General features: G+C 41.5%; 17 protein-coding genes. 1 reads left to right on the top strand and 16 read right to left on the bottom strand.

All coding sequences use genetic code 11. The annotated features are described in order from the left end of the window. Positions 1-24: 24 nt before the first annotated feature. A complete protein-coding gene (locus tag ACIQXQ_RS13960; protein ID WP_402875787.1) occupies positions 25-468 on the top strand; it encodes a S1 domain-containing RNA-binding protein in 444 nt (147 codons plus the stop codon). A gap of 126 nt (positions 469-594) precedes the next feature. On the opposite strand, the gene minD is transcribed toward ACIQXQ_RS13960, so the two are convergent. From minD to ACIQXQ_RS13880, 16 genes are all read right to left on the bottom strand, one after another. Further along, positions 595-1,398, bottom strand: coding sequence for a septum site-determining protein MinD (gene minD / locus ACIQXQ_RS13955; protein WP_402875789.1), 804 nt, complete (start codon positions 1,396-1,398; stop codon positions 595-597). Between the two features lie 2 nt (positions 1,399-1,400). Next, a complete protein-coding gene (gene minC / locus ACIQXQ_RS13950; RefSeq protein ID WP_402958197.1) occupies positions 1,401-2,084 on the bottom strand; it encodes a septum site-determining protein MinC in 684 nt (227 codons plus the stop codon). 116 nt (positions 2,085-2,200) lie between these two features. Continuing rightward, positions 2,201-2,719, bottom strand: coding sequence for a rod shape-determining protein MreD (gene mreD / locus ACIQXQ_RS13945; protein ID WP_402958195.1), 519 nt, complete (start codon positions 2,717-2,719; stop codon positions 2,201-2,203). Continuing rightward, positions 2,716-3,588: a rod shape-determining protein MreC gene (mreC, locus tag ACIQXQ_RS13940; RefSeq protein WP_402958193.1), complete on the bottom strand. Its 873-nt coding sequence runs from the start codon at positions 3,586-3,588 to the stop codon at positions 2,716-2,718. Before mreC ends, mreD begins: the two co-directional genes overlap by 4 nt. 154 nt (positions 3,589-3,742) lie before the next feature. After that, on the bottom strand, positions 3,743-4,762 hold the full coding sequence (locus ACIQXQ_RS13935; protein WP_402875797.1) for a rod shape-determining protein: 1,020 nt from the start codon (positions 4,760-4,762) through the stop codon (positions 3,743-3,745). Between the two features lie 148 nt (positions 4,763-4,910). Next, complete coding sequence (radC, locus tag ACIQXQ_RS13930; protein WP_402875860.1) at positions 4,911-5,585, bottom strand: RadC family protein; 675 nt, start codon at positions 5,583-5,585, stop codon at positions 4,911-4,913. A gap of 58 nt (positions 5,586-5,643) precedes the next feature. After that, a complete protein-coding gene (locus ACIQXQ_RS13925) occupies positions 5,644-6,213 on the bottom strand; it encodes a Maf family protein (RefSeq protein ID WP_402958191.1) in 570 nt (189 codons plus the stop codon). 204 nt (positions 6,214-6,417) lie between these two features. Next, complete coding sequence (locus tag ACIQXQ_RS13920; RefSeq protein WP_402958189.1) at positions 6,418-7,401, bottom strand: hypothetical protein; 984 nt, start codon at positions 7,399-7,401, stop codon at positions 6,418-6,420. A gap of 108 nt (positions 7,402-7,509) precedes the next feature. Further along, positions 7,510-7,944 (bottom strand): type II secretion system protein, encoded by a 435-nt coding sequence (locus ACIQXQ_RS13915; protein ID WP_402875802.1) that lies wholly within the window; start codon positions 7,942-7,944, stop codon positions 7,510-7,512. A gap of 25 nt (positions 7,945-7,969) precedes the next feature. Then, positions 7,970-8,812 carry a hypothetical protein gene (locus ACIQXQ_RS13910; RefSeq protein ID WP_402958187.1) on the bottom strand — a complete coding sequence of 281 codons (843 nt, stop codon included), beginning with the start codon at positions 8,810-8,812 and terminating at the stop codon, positions 7,970-7,972. After that, entirely contained in the window at positions 8,809-9,444 is a 636-nt protein-coding gene (locus ACIQXQ_RS13905; protein ID WP_402958184.1) for a PilN domain-containing protein, read from the bottom strand. The genes ACIQXQ_RS13910 and ACIQXQ_RS13905 overlap by 4 nt, the downstream gene beginning before the upstream one ends. A 2-nt stretch (positions 9,445-9,446) precedes the next feature. Continuing rightward, complete coding sequence (gene pilM / locus ACIQXQ_RS13900; protein ID WP_402958180.1) at positions 9,447-10,445, bottom strand: type IV pilus biogenesis protein PilM; 999 nt, start codon at positions 10,443-10,445, stop codon at positions 9,447-9,449. A 24-nt stretch (positions 10,446-10,469) separates the two neighbouring features. Then, positions 10,470-11,216, bottom strand: coding sequence for a prepilin peptidase (locus tag ACIQXQ_RS13895; RefSeq protein WP_402958178.1), 747 nt, complete (start codon positions 11,214-11,216; stop codon positions 10,470-10,472). A gap of 3 nt (positions 11,217-11,219) precedes the next feature. Beyond that, positions 11,220-11,687 (bottom strand): prepilin-type N-terminal cleavage/methylation domain-containing protein, encoded by a 468-nt coding sequence (locus tag ACIQXQ_RS13890; RefSeq protein ID WP_402958175.1) that lies wholly within the window; start codon positions 11,685-11,687, stop codon positions 11,220-11,222. 112 nt (positions 11,688-11,799) lie between these two features. Beyond that, positions 11,800-13,011: a type II secretion system F family protein gene (locus ACIQXQ_RS13885; protein WP_402958173.1), complete on the bottom strand. Its 1,212-nt coding sequence runs from the start codon at positions 13,009-13,011 to the stop codon at positions 11,800-11,802. Then, complete coding sequence (locus ACIQXQ_RS13880; RefSeq protein ID WP_402958171.1) at positions 13,012-14,052, bottom strand: type IV pilus twitching motility protein PilT; 1,041 nt, start codon at positions 14,050-14,052, stop codon at positions 13,012-13,014. Positions 14,053-14,062: the final 10 nt, after the last annotated feature.

The raw sequence follows: 14,062 nt of genomic DNA, 5'->3' as shown, positions 1-14,062 counted from the left end.
TTATTGAGGGGGAACAATTTTAATATGTCAATCGAAATAGGCAGCAAAGTACAAGGTAAAGTAACAGGTATCACTAATTTTGGAGCATTCGTAGAATTACCAGGAGGCTCAACAGGTCTTGTGCATATCAGTGAGGTAGCGGACAGCTATGTAAAAGACGTTAATGACCATCTTAAAATAGGCGACCAAATTGAGGTAAAAGTGATCAGCGAGAAAGACGGAAAAACTGCCTTGTCCATCAAAAAAGCTATAGATAGACCCGAAGGACAAACCTCTTCTTATACTAAACGCCCACCACGCCAAGGCGATAATCGTAATAAAGATTTTCGTTCTAAAGGCAATTTTCAACCTAAGGAAAACTTCGAAGATAAAATGGTCCGTTTTTTAAAGACTAGCGAAGAGAATTTATCTACGCTCAAACGTAGTACAGAATCAAAACGTGGCGGTAGAGGCGGAAGACGCGGATAACCTGTTGCATTTTTAATACTTTAGTACAATAGATAAGGTAAGCCTATTATGAGGCTTACCTTTTTTATATCCATTTTTCGATAAAAATAAAAAAAGCGAGGGCATGGAATGCTCCCGCTTACTAAATTAACGCACACTAAAGAATTTTTTCAATTTAGACATGAAACCTTTTTGCTCTCCACCAATTGGAGTCAACGGCACAGATTCACCGAGAATCCGGCGGGCAATGTTCCGATAGGCAATCGAGACCCTGTTGTCCGGATTGTAAGCTATCGGTTCCTTTTTATTCGCAGCCACAATGACCTGATCATCATCAGGTATAACACCGATAAGATCGATTTTAAGGAAATTGGTTACTCCGTCAATATCCATTTCTTCATCTTCATGTAAAAGATGTCCACGGATTCTATTGATGATCAATTGAGGAGGATCGATATGCTCTTCTTTCTCAAGCAGGCCGATGATACGGTCTGCATCACGGACGGCCGGTCTTTCAGCGGTGGTGACGATGATGGCCCTGTCCGCACCCGCTATCGCATTCCTAAAGCCCTGCTCGATACCTGCCGGACAATCGATCACGATGTAATCATAGTCCGGTTTCATATCACTGATCAGTTTCTTCATCTGTTCCTCATTCACAGCTGATTTGTCACTGTTTTGTGGAGCCGGAAGCAAATAAAGCAAATCTTCGAAATGCTTATCTTTAATAAGTGCTTGATGAATTTTACAACGCCCTTCGACTACATCGACCAAGTCATAGATGATACGGTTTTCCAACCCCATAATCACATCTAAGTTCCGAAGACCAATATCCGTGTCAATCAAGCAAACCTTTTTGCCTAGAAGAGCTAACGACGTTCCTAGATTGGCTGAGGTGGTCGTTTTGCCGACACCACCCTTACCAGATGTTATAACTATTGCCTCTCCCACGATTAGAGACCCCCTTCTAATCTATTTAAATTAGGTCTATATTTCTTCAAAACTTGCAGTTTATCAATGATGATATTTTCTTCGTCGTCCATGAACGCACATTCCAAGTCATGTCCAAATTTCGTATATTGGTCAGGAGATAAGTTCACTTTCCCCGCAATTCGCAATTGTGCAGGTTTCATGATGGATGCAGCGATGATGGCCTTTTTATTCCCCAAATAACCAGCGTGGGCAATGCCTCTCAGCTGTCCCATAATATAGATGCTCCCACCAGCTCGGACAGTACCATCTGGATTGACATCGCCAATGAGCAACAAATCGCCGGGCACTTCAAAAACCTGTCCCGATCTTATCACCCTGGTCAAAGTTGTCACTTGGTTTTCGTCTTTCCACTGTTTCGCATCTTCCTTTGACATGACATTCGAAATCAACTCATCAACGATAAGCTTTTTCTTTTTATGAATAACTTCTTTGATTTTTTCCTTCTGGTCTGCATCTAGATAGCGGTTCCCGGTATGTACTTTAACGGAAATGGACGGGTCGTTTTCTTGAAACTGATAGTTTGCCGAAAGCTTCACTTCTAACTCTTTCAATAATTCGGAAAATGAGCAAGAATCATCGAGATGAAGCATAAACCCGTCCTTTGTCCCCTTAATCATAACATTTTGCTGAATTCTTTTATTCATGACGTTTGTTTCACCTCAATGAAATATAATTCGACATAGGAAAACAATTTACCTTTTTCTACGCACATGTTAAAGAGAAAATACATTTTAGACCGCATCCAACAGTCCAGTGAACGTTATTCCATTTCTCCCTGTAAATCAAACTTTTCAATAAGTCTCTTTAAGGGGTAGCAACTAATAATAATAAAAATGAGATTCAATATGAGTGTTGGAATGAATCTCCTGTCCACAAATTCCCCGAATCCCATATCCGCAAAAGTAAGAATATGATTCATTTGATAAGATACACACTCTACAATTGCCGTAAAGACAAGTGCCATTAAACAGTTAATGAGAATATTGTTTTGAAGGATCTTCATACTTTTGGAAATCAAATATGCTAGAAAAGGTAAAAGGAACATATAAATCCCCAAAATCTCCGTATATACGACATCATAGGTCAGCCCCAAAATGGCTCCATACAACATCCCCAGCTTCCTTGAACCATACATGGTCAGGAAGAAGACGAAAATGATCATGAAACGGGGAACGAGAATGTTATTGCTTCCAAAGACATCCCCCGCGAAAAGTTGCGCAAAGATACTTTCAAAAACGAAGAAGAGTAAGGCTACAAAAGAAAGGATGAAATGTTTCACTTAGCTTCATCCTCCCCTTCACTTTCTTCTTCAGCTCCCTCAACTTCACGTTTAACGACCATGACATTATTGATATCATAGAAATCCGTTGACGGCTCAATATATGCGGTTTGGTTCAATCCATATTGATCCACCTTCACGTCAACAACCTTACCGATTAGCAGACCTTTAGGAAAGATCCCGCCATAACCGGATGTGATGACCTTAGAGTTTTTCTTGATCTTTTTATCATAAGGAATCCGTTTCATTAATAGAAGATTCTTCTCATCATCGAACCCTTCTATCAAACCATATGCCTTATCATTACCCTGGACGATAGCTGAGACGCGGTTCGCTTTATCGATCGAACTCAAAAGCTGAACGGAAGCCGTGAATTCAGTCGTGGCTTTAACTTTACCGATCAAGCCATTGGCAGTGATGACAGCCATATTTTTTTCCACACCGTTACGCTCGCCTTTGTTAATTGTTAGCATTTCATGCCAGCGGTCCGGATTACGACCAATGACCGTTGACTGAATAGGTGCATACTTTCGCAAGTCATCTTCTTTTTTTAGATTATCACGAAGCTCTTCATTTTCTTCTTTCAAATCCTGCACCTGCGTTTTCAACAAGACGTATTCATCCAGACGAGCTTTTAATTTCTTGTTTTCATCGTATGTATGCTGAAGGTCTTTTAAATCCCCTACAAAACCTGTAATACCCGATACTGGTTTATTAAACACATTACCAACCCAACCGGTTGTATCCTTCAAGAACTTTTCGGGCCAAGTTAACTCTTCTCTCTCTTTTAATGAAAAACCGATCAATGCCACGAGAACGATAATACTAACGAGCAAGAGAAGGAGCTTTTTATTAAAAAACTGTGGCATGATGATCTGCACCTCTATTTTAATTTACTCTATTTGCATGAAGTATAATAATATCCTCTGTCAAAAAACTACACATTTAAGACAGGTAAAAAAATAGAAAAGCCGGCTCAAAATTGCGATCTTTTGTTGAGCCGGCCTTTTTTATAAGTACCGCTTAGCGAGAATCTCTAGATTTCGTCTTGAATAAGTGAATATGGTCCAAGGCTTTCCCTGTTCCAATCGCTACACAATCAAGAGGATTTTCAGCAATAATAACCGGCATTTGCGTTTCTTCACTGATGACTTTATCCAAATTACGCAGTAAAGCTCCGCCACCTGTCAATACTATGCCTCTATCCATGATGTCAGCTGCAAGTTCCGGTGGAGTTTTTTCCAATGTGTTTTTGACAGAATCCACAATGGCTGATACTGTATCACGCAATGCTTTGGATATTTCCTCTGCCGTAATTTCAATCGTTTTTGGAAGACCCGTCAATAAGTCACGACCACGAATTTCCATGTTTTCGATTCCTTCTGTATCACCTGCAGAACCGATTTCCATTTTAATAGCTTCCGATGTACGCTCACCAATCATCAAGTTGTAGTTTTTACGTATGTAAACGATGATCGCATCGTCCATCTCATCACCAGCAATGCGGATTGACTGGCTTGTCACGATACCTCCAAGAGAAATGATGGCCACTTCCGTAGTACCTCCACCAATATCAACAACCATGCTGCCTGTAGGTTCCCAAACAGGAAGATCCGCTCCGATAGCAGCTGCAAATGGCTCTTCAATCGGATAAGCATCACGAGCACCAGCTTGTCTAGCTGCATCAATCACTGCACGTTGTTCAACAGCCGTAATTCCTGAAGGCACACAAATCATGACATATGGCTTGTTGCCAAATACGCCTTTTTTCTGAGCTTCTTTCATATAATATTTCATCATCGTAGCCGTTGTTTCATAATCAGCGATTACGCCATCTTTCATAGGGCGAAGTGCCACTACATTTCCCGGTGTACGGCCAATCATGTTTTTTGCGTCTTTACCGACAGCAACGATCTGCTTTGTATCTGTCTGCACGGCAACAACCGACGGTTCACGGACGGCAATGCCTTTTCCTTTAACATAAACTAGCGTATTCGCCGTTCCTAAATCAATTCCTATATCTCTTGCGCCAATTCCAAACATTATGGTATCTCCCTTTCGTAAACAAAAATGCCTTTTTATAAGTTCAAATGATAATTTGTCGTTTTTTGACAATAGGTTTTTGAAAAAAGTTCCCTCTTTTAAAAATCATAAACAACATTATATCGTATCGTCAAAAATTTGGATAGTGTCATAAATAACCTTTTTCCTTTAAACTCACATATTTATGCTCCCCGATGATGATATGGTCCAGTACTTCTATCCCCATTATTTTACCACATTCTACTAACCTTTTTGTCACTTCAATATCTTCTCTGCTGGGAGAAGGATCTCCGGAGGGGTGGTTATGAAGACAAATGATAGAGGCTGCCGACCTACGGAAGGCTTCTTTAAATACTTCGCGTGGGTGCACAATCGAAGCGTTGAGGCTGCCTATGAAGACAGTTCGTTTATGAAGGACTTGGTTTTTCGTATTTAAGTAAAGACAAACAAAATGTTCCTGCGACAAAAAACGCATTTCTTCCATGCAATAATTGGCCCCGTCTTCCGGGGAACGGATCACATAGCGGTCTTGATCATTTAATTTATGGATTCGTCGGCCAAGCTCTACCGATGCTAGAATTTGAATTGCTTTCGCTTCCCCGATTCCCTTGATTTCAGTCAATTCCTCTACGGACGCTTCTTTCAAAAGCCGGAATCCCTCAAAAGCCTTGATAAGCCTATTGGAGAGCTGAAGCACAGATTCCTCCTTAGATCCCGTCCTTAACAATAGCGCAAGTAACTCTTGATTCGAGAGACTCTGGGGACCGTCCTGCAAGAACCTTTCACGAGGCCTCTCTTCTTTCGGATAATCCCTGATTAACATCTTTTCACTCAAAGCATCCACCCTTCCTGAATAAAAGGGAGGAAATCAGTCCGAAATCTTACGTCCACGCGGATTCCATCATCTTTAATTCTCTTGCTAGCCTTGAAACTGGGAGTCCGACTACCGAGAAATAGTCCCCATTGATTTGTTTGACAAGAAGCGAACCCAACCCTTGGATCCCATAGCTCCCAGCTTTATCAAATGGTTCACCACTGTCCAGATAACGTTCGATTTCAGGTTCTGATAGCTCCCAAAAAGTCACTTCCGTTTTTTCTGCGAATATGCTGCTGCGCTCACCATATAGAATGGCCACACCTGTATAAACTTCGTGTGTTCTACCCGATAACATTTCAAGCATTCTTTTTCCATCAGCACGATTGGCCGGCTTTCCGAGGATTTGCCCGTCAAGTACCACGACGGTATCGGAACCGATTACCCAGCTGTCCGGATATCTTGTTGCAATGGCTTCCGCTTTCCTTACAGCTAATTCTTGCACTGCGTCCTCTGCCTGCATGTTTTCGTCAATACTTTCATCGACATTGGAATTCATACTTTCGAAGGGGATTTGTAGGAATTGTAGAAGTTCTTTACGGCGTGGTGATGAAGAAGCTAAAATTAATGAATGCATAATAAAAATTCACCTTTCTTTACTAGGAGAGATACCTTTTCATCCTATCAAATTATGAAGAATTCCACAATTATTGTTTACCAGGAATCGACAAAGATTCAGTCTTATTTCCTGGAAAATAAAAAAAGGTTCCTAATTCAAACAATTTCCTCCTAAAGGGGAACTTTTTCTTTAGAAAACAGCTTCCCCTTCACATACCTGTTCTTAACTCCCCATGCTTTGAAAATCCTTTAGAAACTTCAATAGTTTTCCCTGTGCCTCTAATAGCTGTTCATCCTTTTTGGACGTCTCATACTCACTGATCAGCTTGGCTGCGGCCGCTAAATGGGTGTTCATTTGTGAAAGCTCAGATGAAAGTTTCTCATCCTTTAGCTTATCCATATCTTTTTTCAACGTTTCAGCATCCCATTTCGTTTCCTTCCCACGAAGCTCTCCTGATGAAATCTCTGATAGGGATGAATAAATCCCCTTCATGACATCCAGCGTTTTCTCTTCTTCTGCACTTATTCCCGACGCTTTTAAATCAATTTCCTTCCAAAATACTTCCACATCATAGGTCTTTAAAAATAAAGCTAGCTCTTTACTTGAAATCAAGCTTTCAGCTGAACCTAGGAATAAATAATAGCTGTCCTCCATTTTGAATATTTCAGCAGGAACCTGTTTTTCCACGATTTTCTCCTGGATTTGTTTCGCGGCATCCTCGCTACTGAATATCCCACCTTGAACCAGGAACGTTTTCAGTCCCATCCCCTGCCCTTTTTCACCCCCGCTATCATTCTTTACAACTGGGGATGCCGTCGTCGTGATAGCTGTTTCGACCGGAGAATCCGTTGCCTTTTCCTTCGTTATGGTATTTACGGCGATAAGGCCCAGTACCGATCCAAATAAAATCGCACAAAAAACAGCAATCACAAAAGTCTTTAAAGACCTGTTACCAGGACGTTTGCCCGTATGTGTATTAAAACCGATAAGCTTCGGCATTTTCTTCTTAGGTGGTGTAGGAACCAATACAACCTTGTTTTCTACGGAATCATCCGGCAAAATCCACTCGAAACTATCATCCGGTTGTTCCTTACTTGCAGCCTCTGGAATTTCCTCTGTAGACTCCCGCTTATTTTCACCCACAAATATTTTTTCTTCTCCATTTATTTTAATCTTTACCCCTTTACTTTTTTCGGACTTGTCCACTTTTCTTCCTCCTCTCTGCTTCATTTTTTTCATCCTAACATAGGGGCAAAAAAAAATAACAAGACTTTTGTCGTCTTGTCATTAATAGGTTTCGTCATTTTTCTCTTTTCATTTATCTGTCACTAATTCAGGTGATACATCTTCAAAAGGGATAGCTTTCCCATCTCCTTCATCACCGCAAAGTTTACGTTTCTCACCGTATAGACATATTCCTACGACCTTATTATCCAAGGCAGTCACATAGGATTCATTAATTGAAGGGTCCCAGTACTCTTTCGTATCAGGGTCTACCACCTTATCGAGAAAACCAGCTTCGACAAGCTCCTGATAGCTGATTTCTGTCACACGATCTCCACGCATGACCTTATCCTTTAAATAAAAATTCGAAGCATCCCTAAAAGCATAACCATTTGAAACGAATGCATTCGTCCGCGAATTCTGTATCACATTGAAAAAAATCGGGACGGCCACTGCAGCCAGTATCCCTAAGATGACAATCACCGCCAAGACTTCCATCAATGTCATGCCCTTTTCATTATCCACATTCCTACATTTTCGCTCCCTCATCCTAATTGCCCGTATCCATATCAGCATCATCTCTTTCATTTGTGCTGAATGGATTTTTCTTTTCACTAGGTTTTGGTGTTGCGACAATCGGGGTCTGGTCTTGCAAATCCGTTAATGAAGGATAGTAATAGGCAGACACAGTCAGTCCATACTCTAAAGGTTCTTGAATTTGGTCACGGGACCTGACTTCCTTAGCTCCCTCGAAGGTTAAGCTGTCTATCGTAAAAATTCGATTTGTTGCTTGAATGGAATGAATAAATTCCAACATTTCATCATAAGAAGACGATTTTACATTCATCGTCGCTGATAGCTTTTTCAAACTATTCGGCAGTGTTCCTGGTGCCTCAGTTACAATTTGATCCTGAGCTTCGGTCGTTGTTTCTTTTGATTCCGTTGCTTCCCCTTCAACTTCAGGATCTTGGTCATTAGTATCTGTACTTTCGGATGCCTCATCTGTCGCTGCAGGTTCTTTCGCTCCTGGTGCCTCAGTTGGTTCAGGCTCAACCGGAGTTTCTCCATCGGCAAATGCCATATCGACAATAAAGCTATTGGACACGACTTCTGCTTTTTCCAGGTTCAATACAAACTGATCAGTTAAGGGTTGCACAGGCAGTCTTTTTTGCAATTCTGTCGTCGATTCAAAATCAACACCCGTCCCTGTACCAACTTTCATTTGGACCATCTCTAAAATCTGTTCTTCATTTTTTAATTCGGATGTCTTAGAGGCCAGTTCTTTTTTTACCGGATTTAATAGATAAAAGTATAGTAGAATAAAGACCAAGGCAAAGACAAAAAGGGTGCCAGCTAATAAGAATAGTTCCTTTTTATTGAAAAACCTCATCATTCAGAAGCACCACCCTTTTCCCCGGCTTGTTCCTCATCGTCTTTTATAGCTTCTTTTACGGCAGATTTGTCGAGAATAATAGTATACACAGCCAGATAACGCGGTAGAAAGGCCTCTGTTTCTTCCTCAACGTTTTCTATCTCCCTTTCCATTTCCTCAGTGGTCACTGATACCAATTCAGCGGTCCCTATTAGTTTAGACTTAGTCAATTCGCTCAAATAATAAGCAGCTTGCCTTGAGGTATCAAACTGGACGGTTAATTGAATGGAACCATCTTCATTATAGGAAAAAGCATCGAAGAAACCTCGTTCTGGAAGCAGGAATGTTAACTGGTTTAACACAAACACCGTATCGATTGGAAAAGTATCGGCCCAGTCAATGACACTATGTAATTCGGTAACGGAATTTCCAGATTTCTGTGTATTAATCATGTTTTGTTCGACGGTTGCTGTCGCTTCCCTCACTTGTAATATCTGCTTATCCATGCTTCTAATCCGGTCTGATTGCAAAGAATATTGCCAATAAAACAACGTACCCGCCGCTAAAGCCAGTATGAGTAAGAAAATGAAATAAATGAAGAAACGTGGATTTCTTTTTTCTTTCTTGGGGAGTAAATTAATGTCAACTAGCATGATTATTTCACCCCTTTGATGGCCAATCCAACGGCAGAGTGATATCGCTGCAATAAAGGACCATCATCCATTACCATTTCCATGTTTTCATTTATGATTGTGATAGGAAGATCCATATGCTCTGAGAGTTTTTCGCAGATCTCCTCAAGATACGGATGATCTCCGGTGACTAAGATGGTAGAAACAGAGTCCCGACCACTATTTAAATTATATTTATAAAAGGTCAGCAATCGATCAATCTCTACATACGTATCCTCAAGCGTTTGAAAATAGCTATCTCTGTTACCTTGATAAACGAGTGTTTCCACTCCGCTGCTTGATGAGTGATTGACTTCCCATTCGGAAACCTCATCCGGAAGCAAAATATGACGCATAAATACCGGTTTATCTTCCACAAAAATGGTGGCTGTCACTGAAACCACATCTAATTCTAACAACATGAGCTGTTCGCTTGAATCCAAGTCTCTAGATACATCCCATAATCGATAGATTGCCAGTGAAGCGATATCAGCAGCCAAAGGCTCCAGTTTCGTGCTTTCCAGCAAATCACTATATTGCGAGACCAGCTCTTCCGAAGCTGCAAACAAGAGAATTTCCTTACCTTCCGAATTATCCTCCAGGGATACCGTATCGAAAATCGGATCCTCAAATGGTAAATGAATGCTTGTGCCCAGCTCCAAATATAAAAATCCTTCGATTTCATCTTCTTTTATTTCTTCTGGAATCATCATTTTTCGAATCACGACAAACGGGTCCGGCACTAAAAAGCGCACTTGTCTTTTCAAAAGACCCCACTCTTCAACACATTGCTCTACAATCATCTGCAACGTTTCATAATCGAGGATTCTCCCTTCTTTAATGATGCCAAGAGGCAGATAACGTTCACCATAAGCATGCACGATAGGTGGATCCACTTGCTTTAGCTCTACATACCGGATTACATAATCTTTGAAGATCAAATTCACTATTCGGTTTTTTCCGCTAAAAAAAGAGAAAGCCATAGATAGATACCCCTTACTTTAAAGTCATCTTAAAAAGTGCAAATACCACTGTAAAATAGAATCGCCCCAAAAATAGGCAGTTAATGTGCCGAAAACAATATACGGTCCAAACGGGATGGCCGTTTTCCTTTTAATCATACCTGTCAGAATTCCGATGATACCAAGGAAAGCCCCATAGAAGGTCGCAAATAGAAATGATAATAGTACGAGCTTCAATCCCAATGCAAGCCCCAGTACGCCAAACAATTTAATATCGCCGCCACCCATTCCGCCCTTACTTACCACGGCAATCAAAAGCAGCAGACCAAAACCGACGGCCGCGCCTAGAATGGAATCCCACCATGGAGATAGTGGATAAAATACTCGCAAAAATAAAAAAACCACTGCAAAAAAAAGCAGGATCTTATCAGGTATAAGCATATAAGCCATATCGGAAACGAAGATGATCATCAATAAAGAGATCAATGCCCAGGCCATCCATAATTCACTTGTCCATCCTAAGAACAAAGGAGCAACAGCGAACAAAATGCCTGTCAGTAATTCAACAACCGGATAAAGCGGGGAAATCTGGGCTTCACAGCCACGGCATTTCCCGCCTTGAATTACATAAGACACAACCGGTATTAACTCGAACGGAGACAAGGTCCGGCCACAAGAGGGACAAGCCGAACGCCGATTCGTAAATGAATTGTTTGCCGGTACACTTAAACCGACGACGTTATAGAATGAACCTAGGGTTAGACCTAGGGTGAAGAGTAAGAGATAGATCATCATTTAATCTAAAGCGATGTCATCTCTTGTTAATTCGCTTGGTGTTTTGGTGTTTGCAGTTGTTTTAACGTAATTATGAGTGTCTTTTAACAGCGTAACAACATAAGTAAGTTTTCCAGTATCAGTATCTTTTGTAATCGTTACTTTCGTAGTAGATGCTGTATAATCCCCGCCACTAGGATTTTCAATTTCTTCTATATAATCTTCATCTATTAAATCTTCCAATGTAACATCTGCTGTATTATCAGCTTTAAATTTAACTGTAGCATCATCCGCCGCAACTGCCGTCCTCGCCGCACTTACCATCTGTTGCGCATTAGCAATATGTGCGTCTTTCTTCGAGTTATTAATTAGTCCACCGATACTTGGGATGGCAATAGCTGCGATGATCCCAAGAATGACAACAACCGCCAATAGCTCGATCAGGGTAAGACCACGTTCGTTTTTAAGGTGTTTTTTAATAAAATTCATATAAATCCTCCTCTTCTTATTACCATTTCGTTACTTTACTGTTACTTTTCTATTAGATTACTATATATTTCTAATAAAATACAGCTTTTAGGGGTAAATATTCTTACATATTTTACATTTTGTCCACTTGGTTAAAGATTTCAAACATCGGGACCATGATCGAGATGACAATCGTGCCGACAATTCCGGCCAACAGTACGATCATGAGCGGTTCGATTAGTGATTTTAAGCGGTCCGTGCTTGCTTCTACTTCCTTCTCGTAGAAGTCCGCCACTTTCCCAAGCATCGCATCCAGGGCCCCTGTTTTTTCGCCAATTGATATCATCTGGGTGATTAATGGTGGGAATGCCCAATGTTTTTTCATCGGGTCCGTGATGGACTGGCCCCGCTCCAAGGAATCATGTGATTCCCGGATGACTCGGCCGACCACTTCATTTTCAACTACCTGTTCGACGATTTTCATCGCCTGTAAAATCGGTACCGAGCTACTGAACAAGGAACTGAGGGTCCGCGTCATTCTTGCCAATACTGCTTTTTGCATCATCTTTCCGAATAGGGGCATTCTCAGCATTGCAAAATCATAATAGTATTTCGTCTTCGGATTTTTCTTCACAGACATAATCGCAAAGAAAATCAAGAGTACACCCAAGATGACAAGGTACCAGGCTTTTTGCATGAACCCACTCGCCCCTAAAACAAAGCGGGTTATAGCCGGTAATTCGCCACCAAAATCGCTGAACATATCAGCAAACGTTGGCACAACGGACGTTAATAAAAAGATGACCACGAAAAATGCTACAAAGGCGACAACAACTGGATAGGCCATCGCTGATGTGATTTTCTGCCTCGTTGCCTGCTGCTTTTCAAAGTGATCGGCTAGCCGGTCCAAGGTACTATCCAGATTACCGCCAGCTTCCCCGGCCTTGACCATATTGATATACATTGTCGAAAAGATTTTTTTATGCTTGGCACATGCTTGGGAAAGTGCCTTCCCTTCCTGTAAATCCTGTTCGATGCTTTCTAGCGCTTTGCTTAATGGCTTGCTCTCCGTCTGTTGGGCTAATATGCTCGTTGCATCGACGACCGTGACCCCTGATTGCAGCAGTGTGGAGAATTGACGTATAAAAATTACAAAATGCTGCAGTTTCACTGGATTTCCGATGGAAAGATCCCTTGTTAAAAACGTTTCGGGTACCATCGTCATTTCGATGACCCGAATGCCTTCCAACTTTAACTTTTCCATGGCCTCACGCTTTGTATCGGCTGTGACGACTCCCGCTTTTTTTCCTGATTTATTCCGACCTGAATATTTAAACCTAGCCATTTACTCCACCTTGTCCTGTAAAAATGCATGGGCGCTTTCTTTGGATATGACCCCTTCAGCCAATAGTTCCTTGATGCTACTTTCAAGGGTATGCATGCCTTGTGCCTTGGAAGTCTGCATAACATTGACAATTTGATGGATTTTTTCATTTCTGATCAAATTGGCCACAGCTGCATTATTGACTAGAATCTCGGTTGCTGCTTTCCTGCCTTTTTTATCGACGGTCGGAATCAAGCGTTGCGAGATGATGGAAACAAGGACGTTAGCAAGCTGGATTCGAACCTGAGGTTGCTGTGCCGGTTCAAAGACATCTATGATCCGGTCGATTGTCGTCGGGGCACTCGATGTATGTAATGTCCCAAACACCAAATGACCCGTTTCGGCTGCTGTAATCGCCGTCTGGATGGTCTCTAAATCTCGCATTTCCCCTACTAGAATCGTATCGGGATCCTGCCTTAGAGCGGCTCTCAGCCCATTTGCGAAATTATTCGTGTCGAAACCCACTTCACGTTGGTCAATGATGCAATTTTGATGCTTATGCAAATATTCGATGGGATCTTCCAAGGTTATGATATGCTTACGCATCGTCTGATTCATATATTGAATCATGGAAGCGAGTGTTGTTGACTTTCCGCTTCCCGTTGGTCCCGTCAAAAGGACAAGGCCTTGGGGTTTTTCGACGATTTTCTTTAAAATGGACGGTAACTGCAGTTCATCTAAAGTAGGAATTCTTGTCGGCACGATTCGGACGGCCAACGCCACGCAGGACCTTTGCATATACGTGTTGATTCGAAATCTGGAAATCCCAGGAATGCCGTAAGAAAAATCCAGTTCACCATGTTCTTTAAATTGCTCCCACATCTCTTCGGGGATAATCGCTTTAGCCATCCCTTCCGTATCGGATGGAAGCAACAGTTCTTTTCCGTATTTCTTCAACTCACCATTCAAACGCATAACTGGTGGCACACCCACCGTTATATGAATGTCAGATGCCTTTAGTTCAAAGCCAGCCATTAGTAAACTATCAATTTTAGCTCTCAAACTGACACCC

It is taken from the genome of Peribacillus sp. NPDC097198 (assembly GCF_044762055.1).
GTDB lineage: Bacteria > Bacillota > Bacilli > Bacillales > DSM-1321 > Peribacillus.
The sequence above is the reverse complement of the archived record's forward strand: the minus strand, read 5'-3'. Positions and strand labels throughout refer to the sequence as shown.

What these genes read in the sequence shown, in the direction of transcription:
- ACIQXQ_RS13890 (WP_402958175.1), bottom strand. Translation starts at nt 11,687, where the DNA reads ATGAATTTTATTAAAAAACACCTTAAAAACGAACGTGGTCTTACCCTG.
- ACIQXQ_RS13885 (WP_402958173.1), bottom strand. Translation starts at nt 13,011, where the DNA reads ATGGCTAGGTTTAAATATTCAGGTCGGAATAAATCAGGAAAAAAAGCG.
- radC (WP_402875860.1), bottom strand. Translation starts at nt 5,585, where the DNA reads ATGTTAATCAGGGATTATCCGAAAGAAGAGAGGCCTCGTGAAAGGTTC.
- ACIQXQ_RS13925 (WP_402958191.1), bottom strand. Translation starts at nt 6,213, where the DNA reads ATGCATTCATTAATTTTAGCTTCTTCATCACCACGCCGTAAAGAACTT.
- ACIQXQ_RS13895 (WP_402958178.1), bottom strand. Translation starts at nt 11,216, where the DNA reads ATGATCTATCTCTTACTCTTCACCCTAGGTCTAACCCTAGGTTCATTC.
- pilM (WP_402958180.1), bottom strand. Translation starts at nt 10,445, where the DNA reads ATGGCTTTCTCTTTTTTTAGCGGAAAAAACCGAATAGTGAATTTGATC.
- ACIQXQ_RS13910 (WP_402958187.1), bottom strand. Translation starts at nt 8,812, where the DNA reads ATGATGAGGTTTTTCAATAAAAAGGAACTATTCTTATTAGCTGGCACC.
- mreC (WP_402958193.1), bottom strand. Translation starts at nt 3,588, where the DNA reads ATGCCACAGTTTTTTAATAAAAAGCTCCTTCTCTTGCTCGTTAGTATT.
- minC (WP_402958197.1), bottom strand. Translation starts at nt 2,084, where the DNA reads ATGAATAAAAGAATTCAGCAAAATGTTATGATTAAGGGGACAAAGGAC.
- ACIQXQ_RS13960 (WP_402875787.1), top strand. Translation starts at nt 25, where the DNA reads ATGTCAATCGAAATAGGCAGCAAAGTACAAGGTAAAGTAACAGGTATC.
- ACIQXQ_RS13935 (WP_402875797.1), bottom strand. Translation starts at nt 4,762, where the DNA reads ATGTTTGGAATTGGCGCAAGAGATATAGGAATTGATTTAGGAACGGCG.
- ACIQXQ_RS13905 (WP_402958184.1), bottom strand. Translation starts at nt 9,444, where the DNA reads ATGCTAGTTGACATTAATTTACTCCCCAAGAAAGAAAAAAGAAATCCA.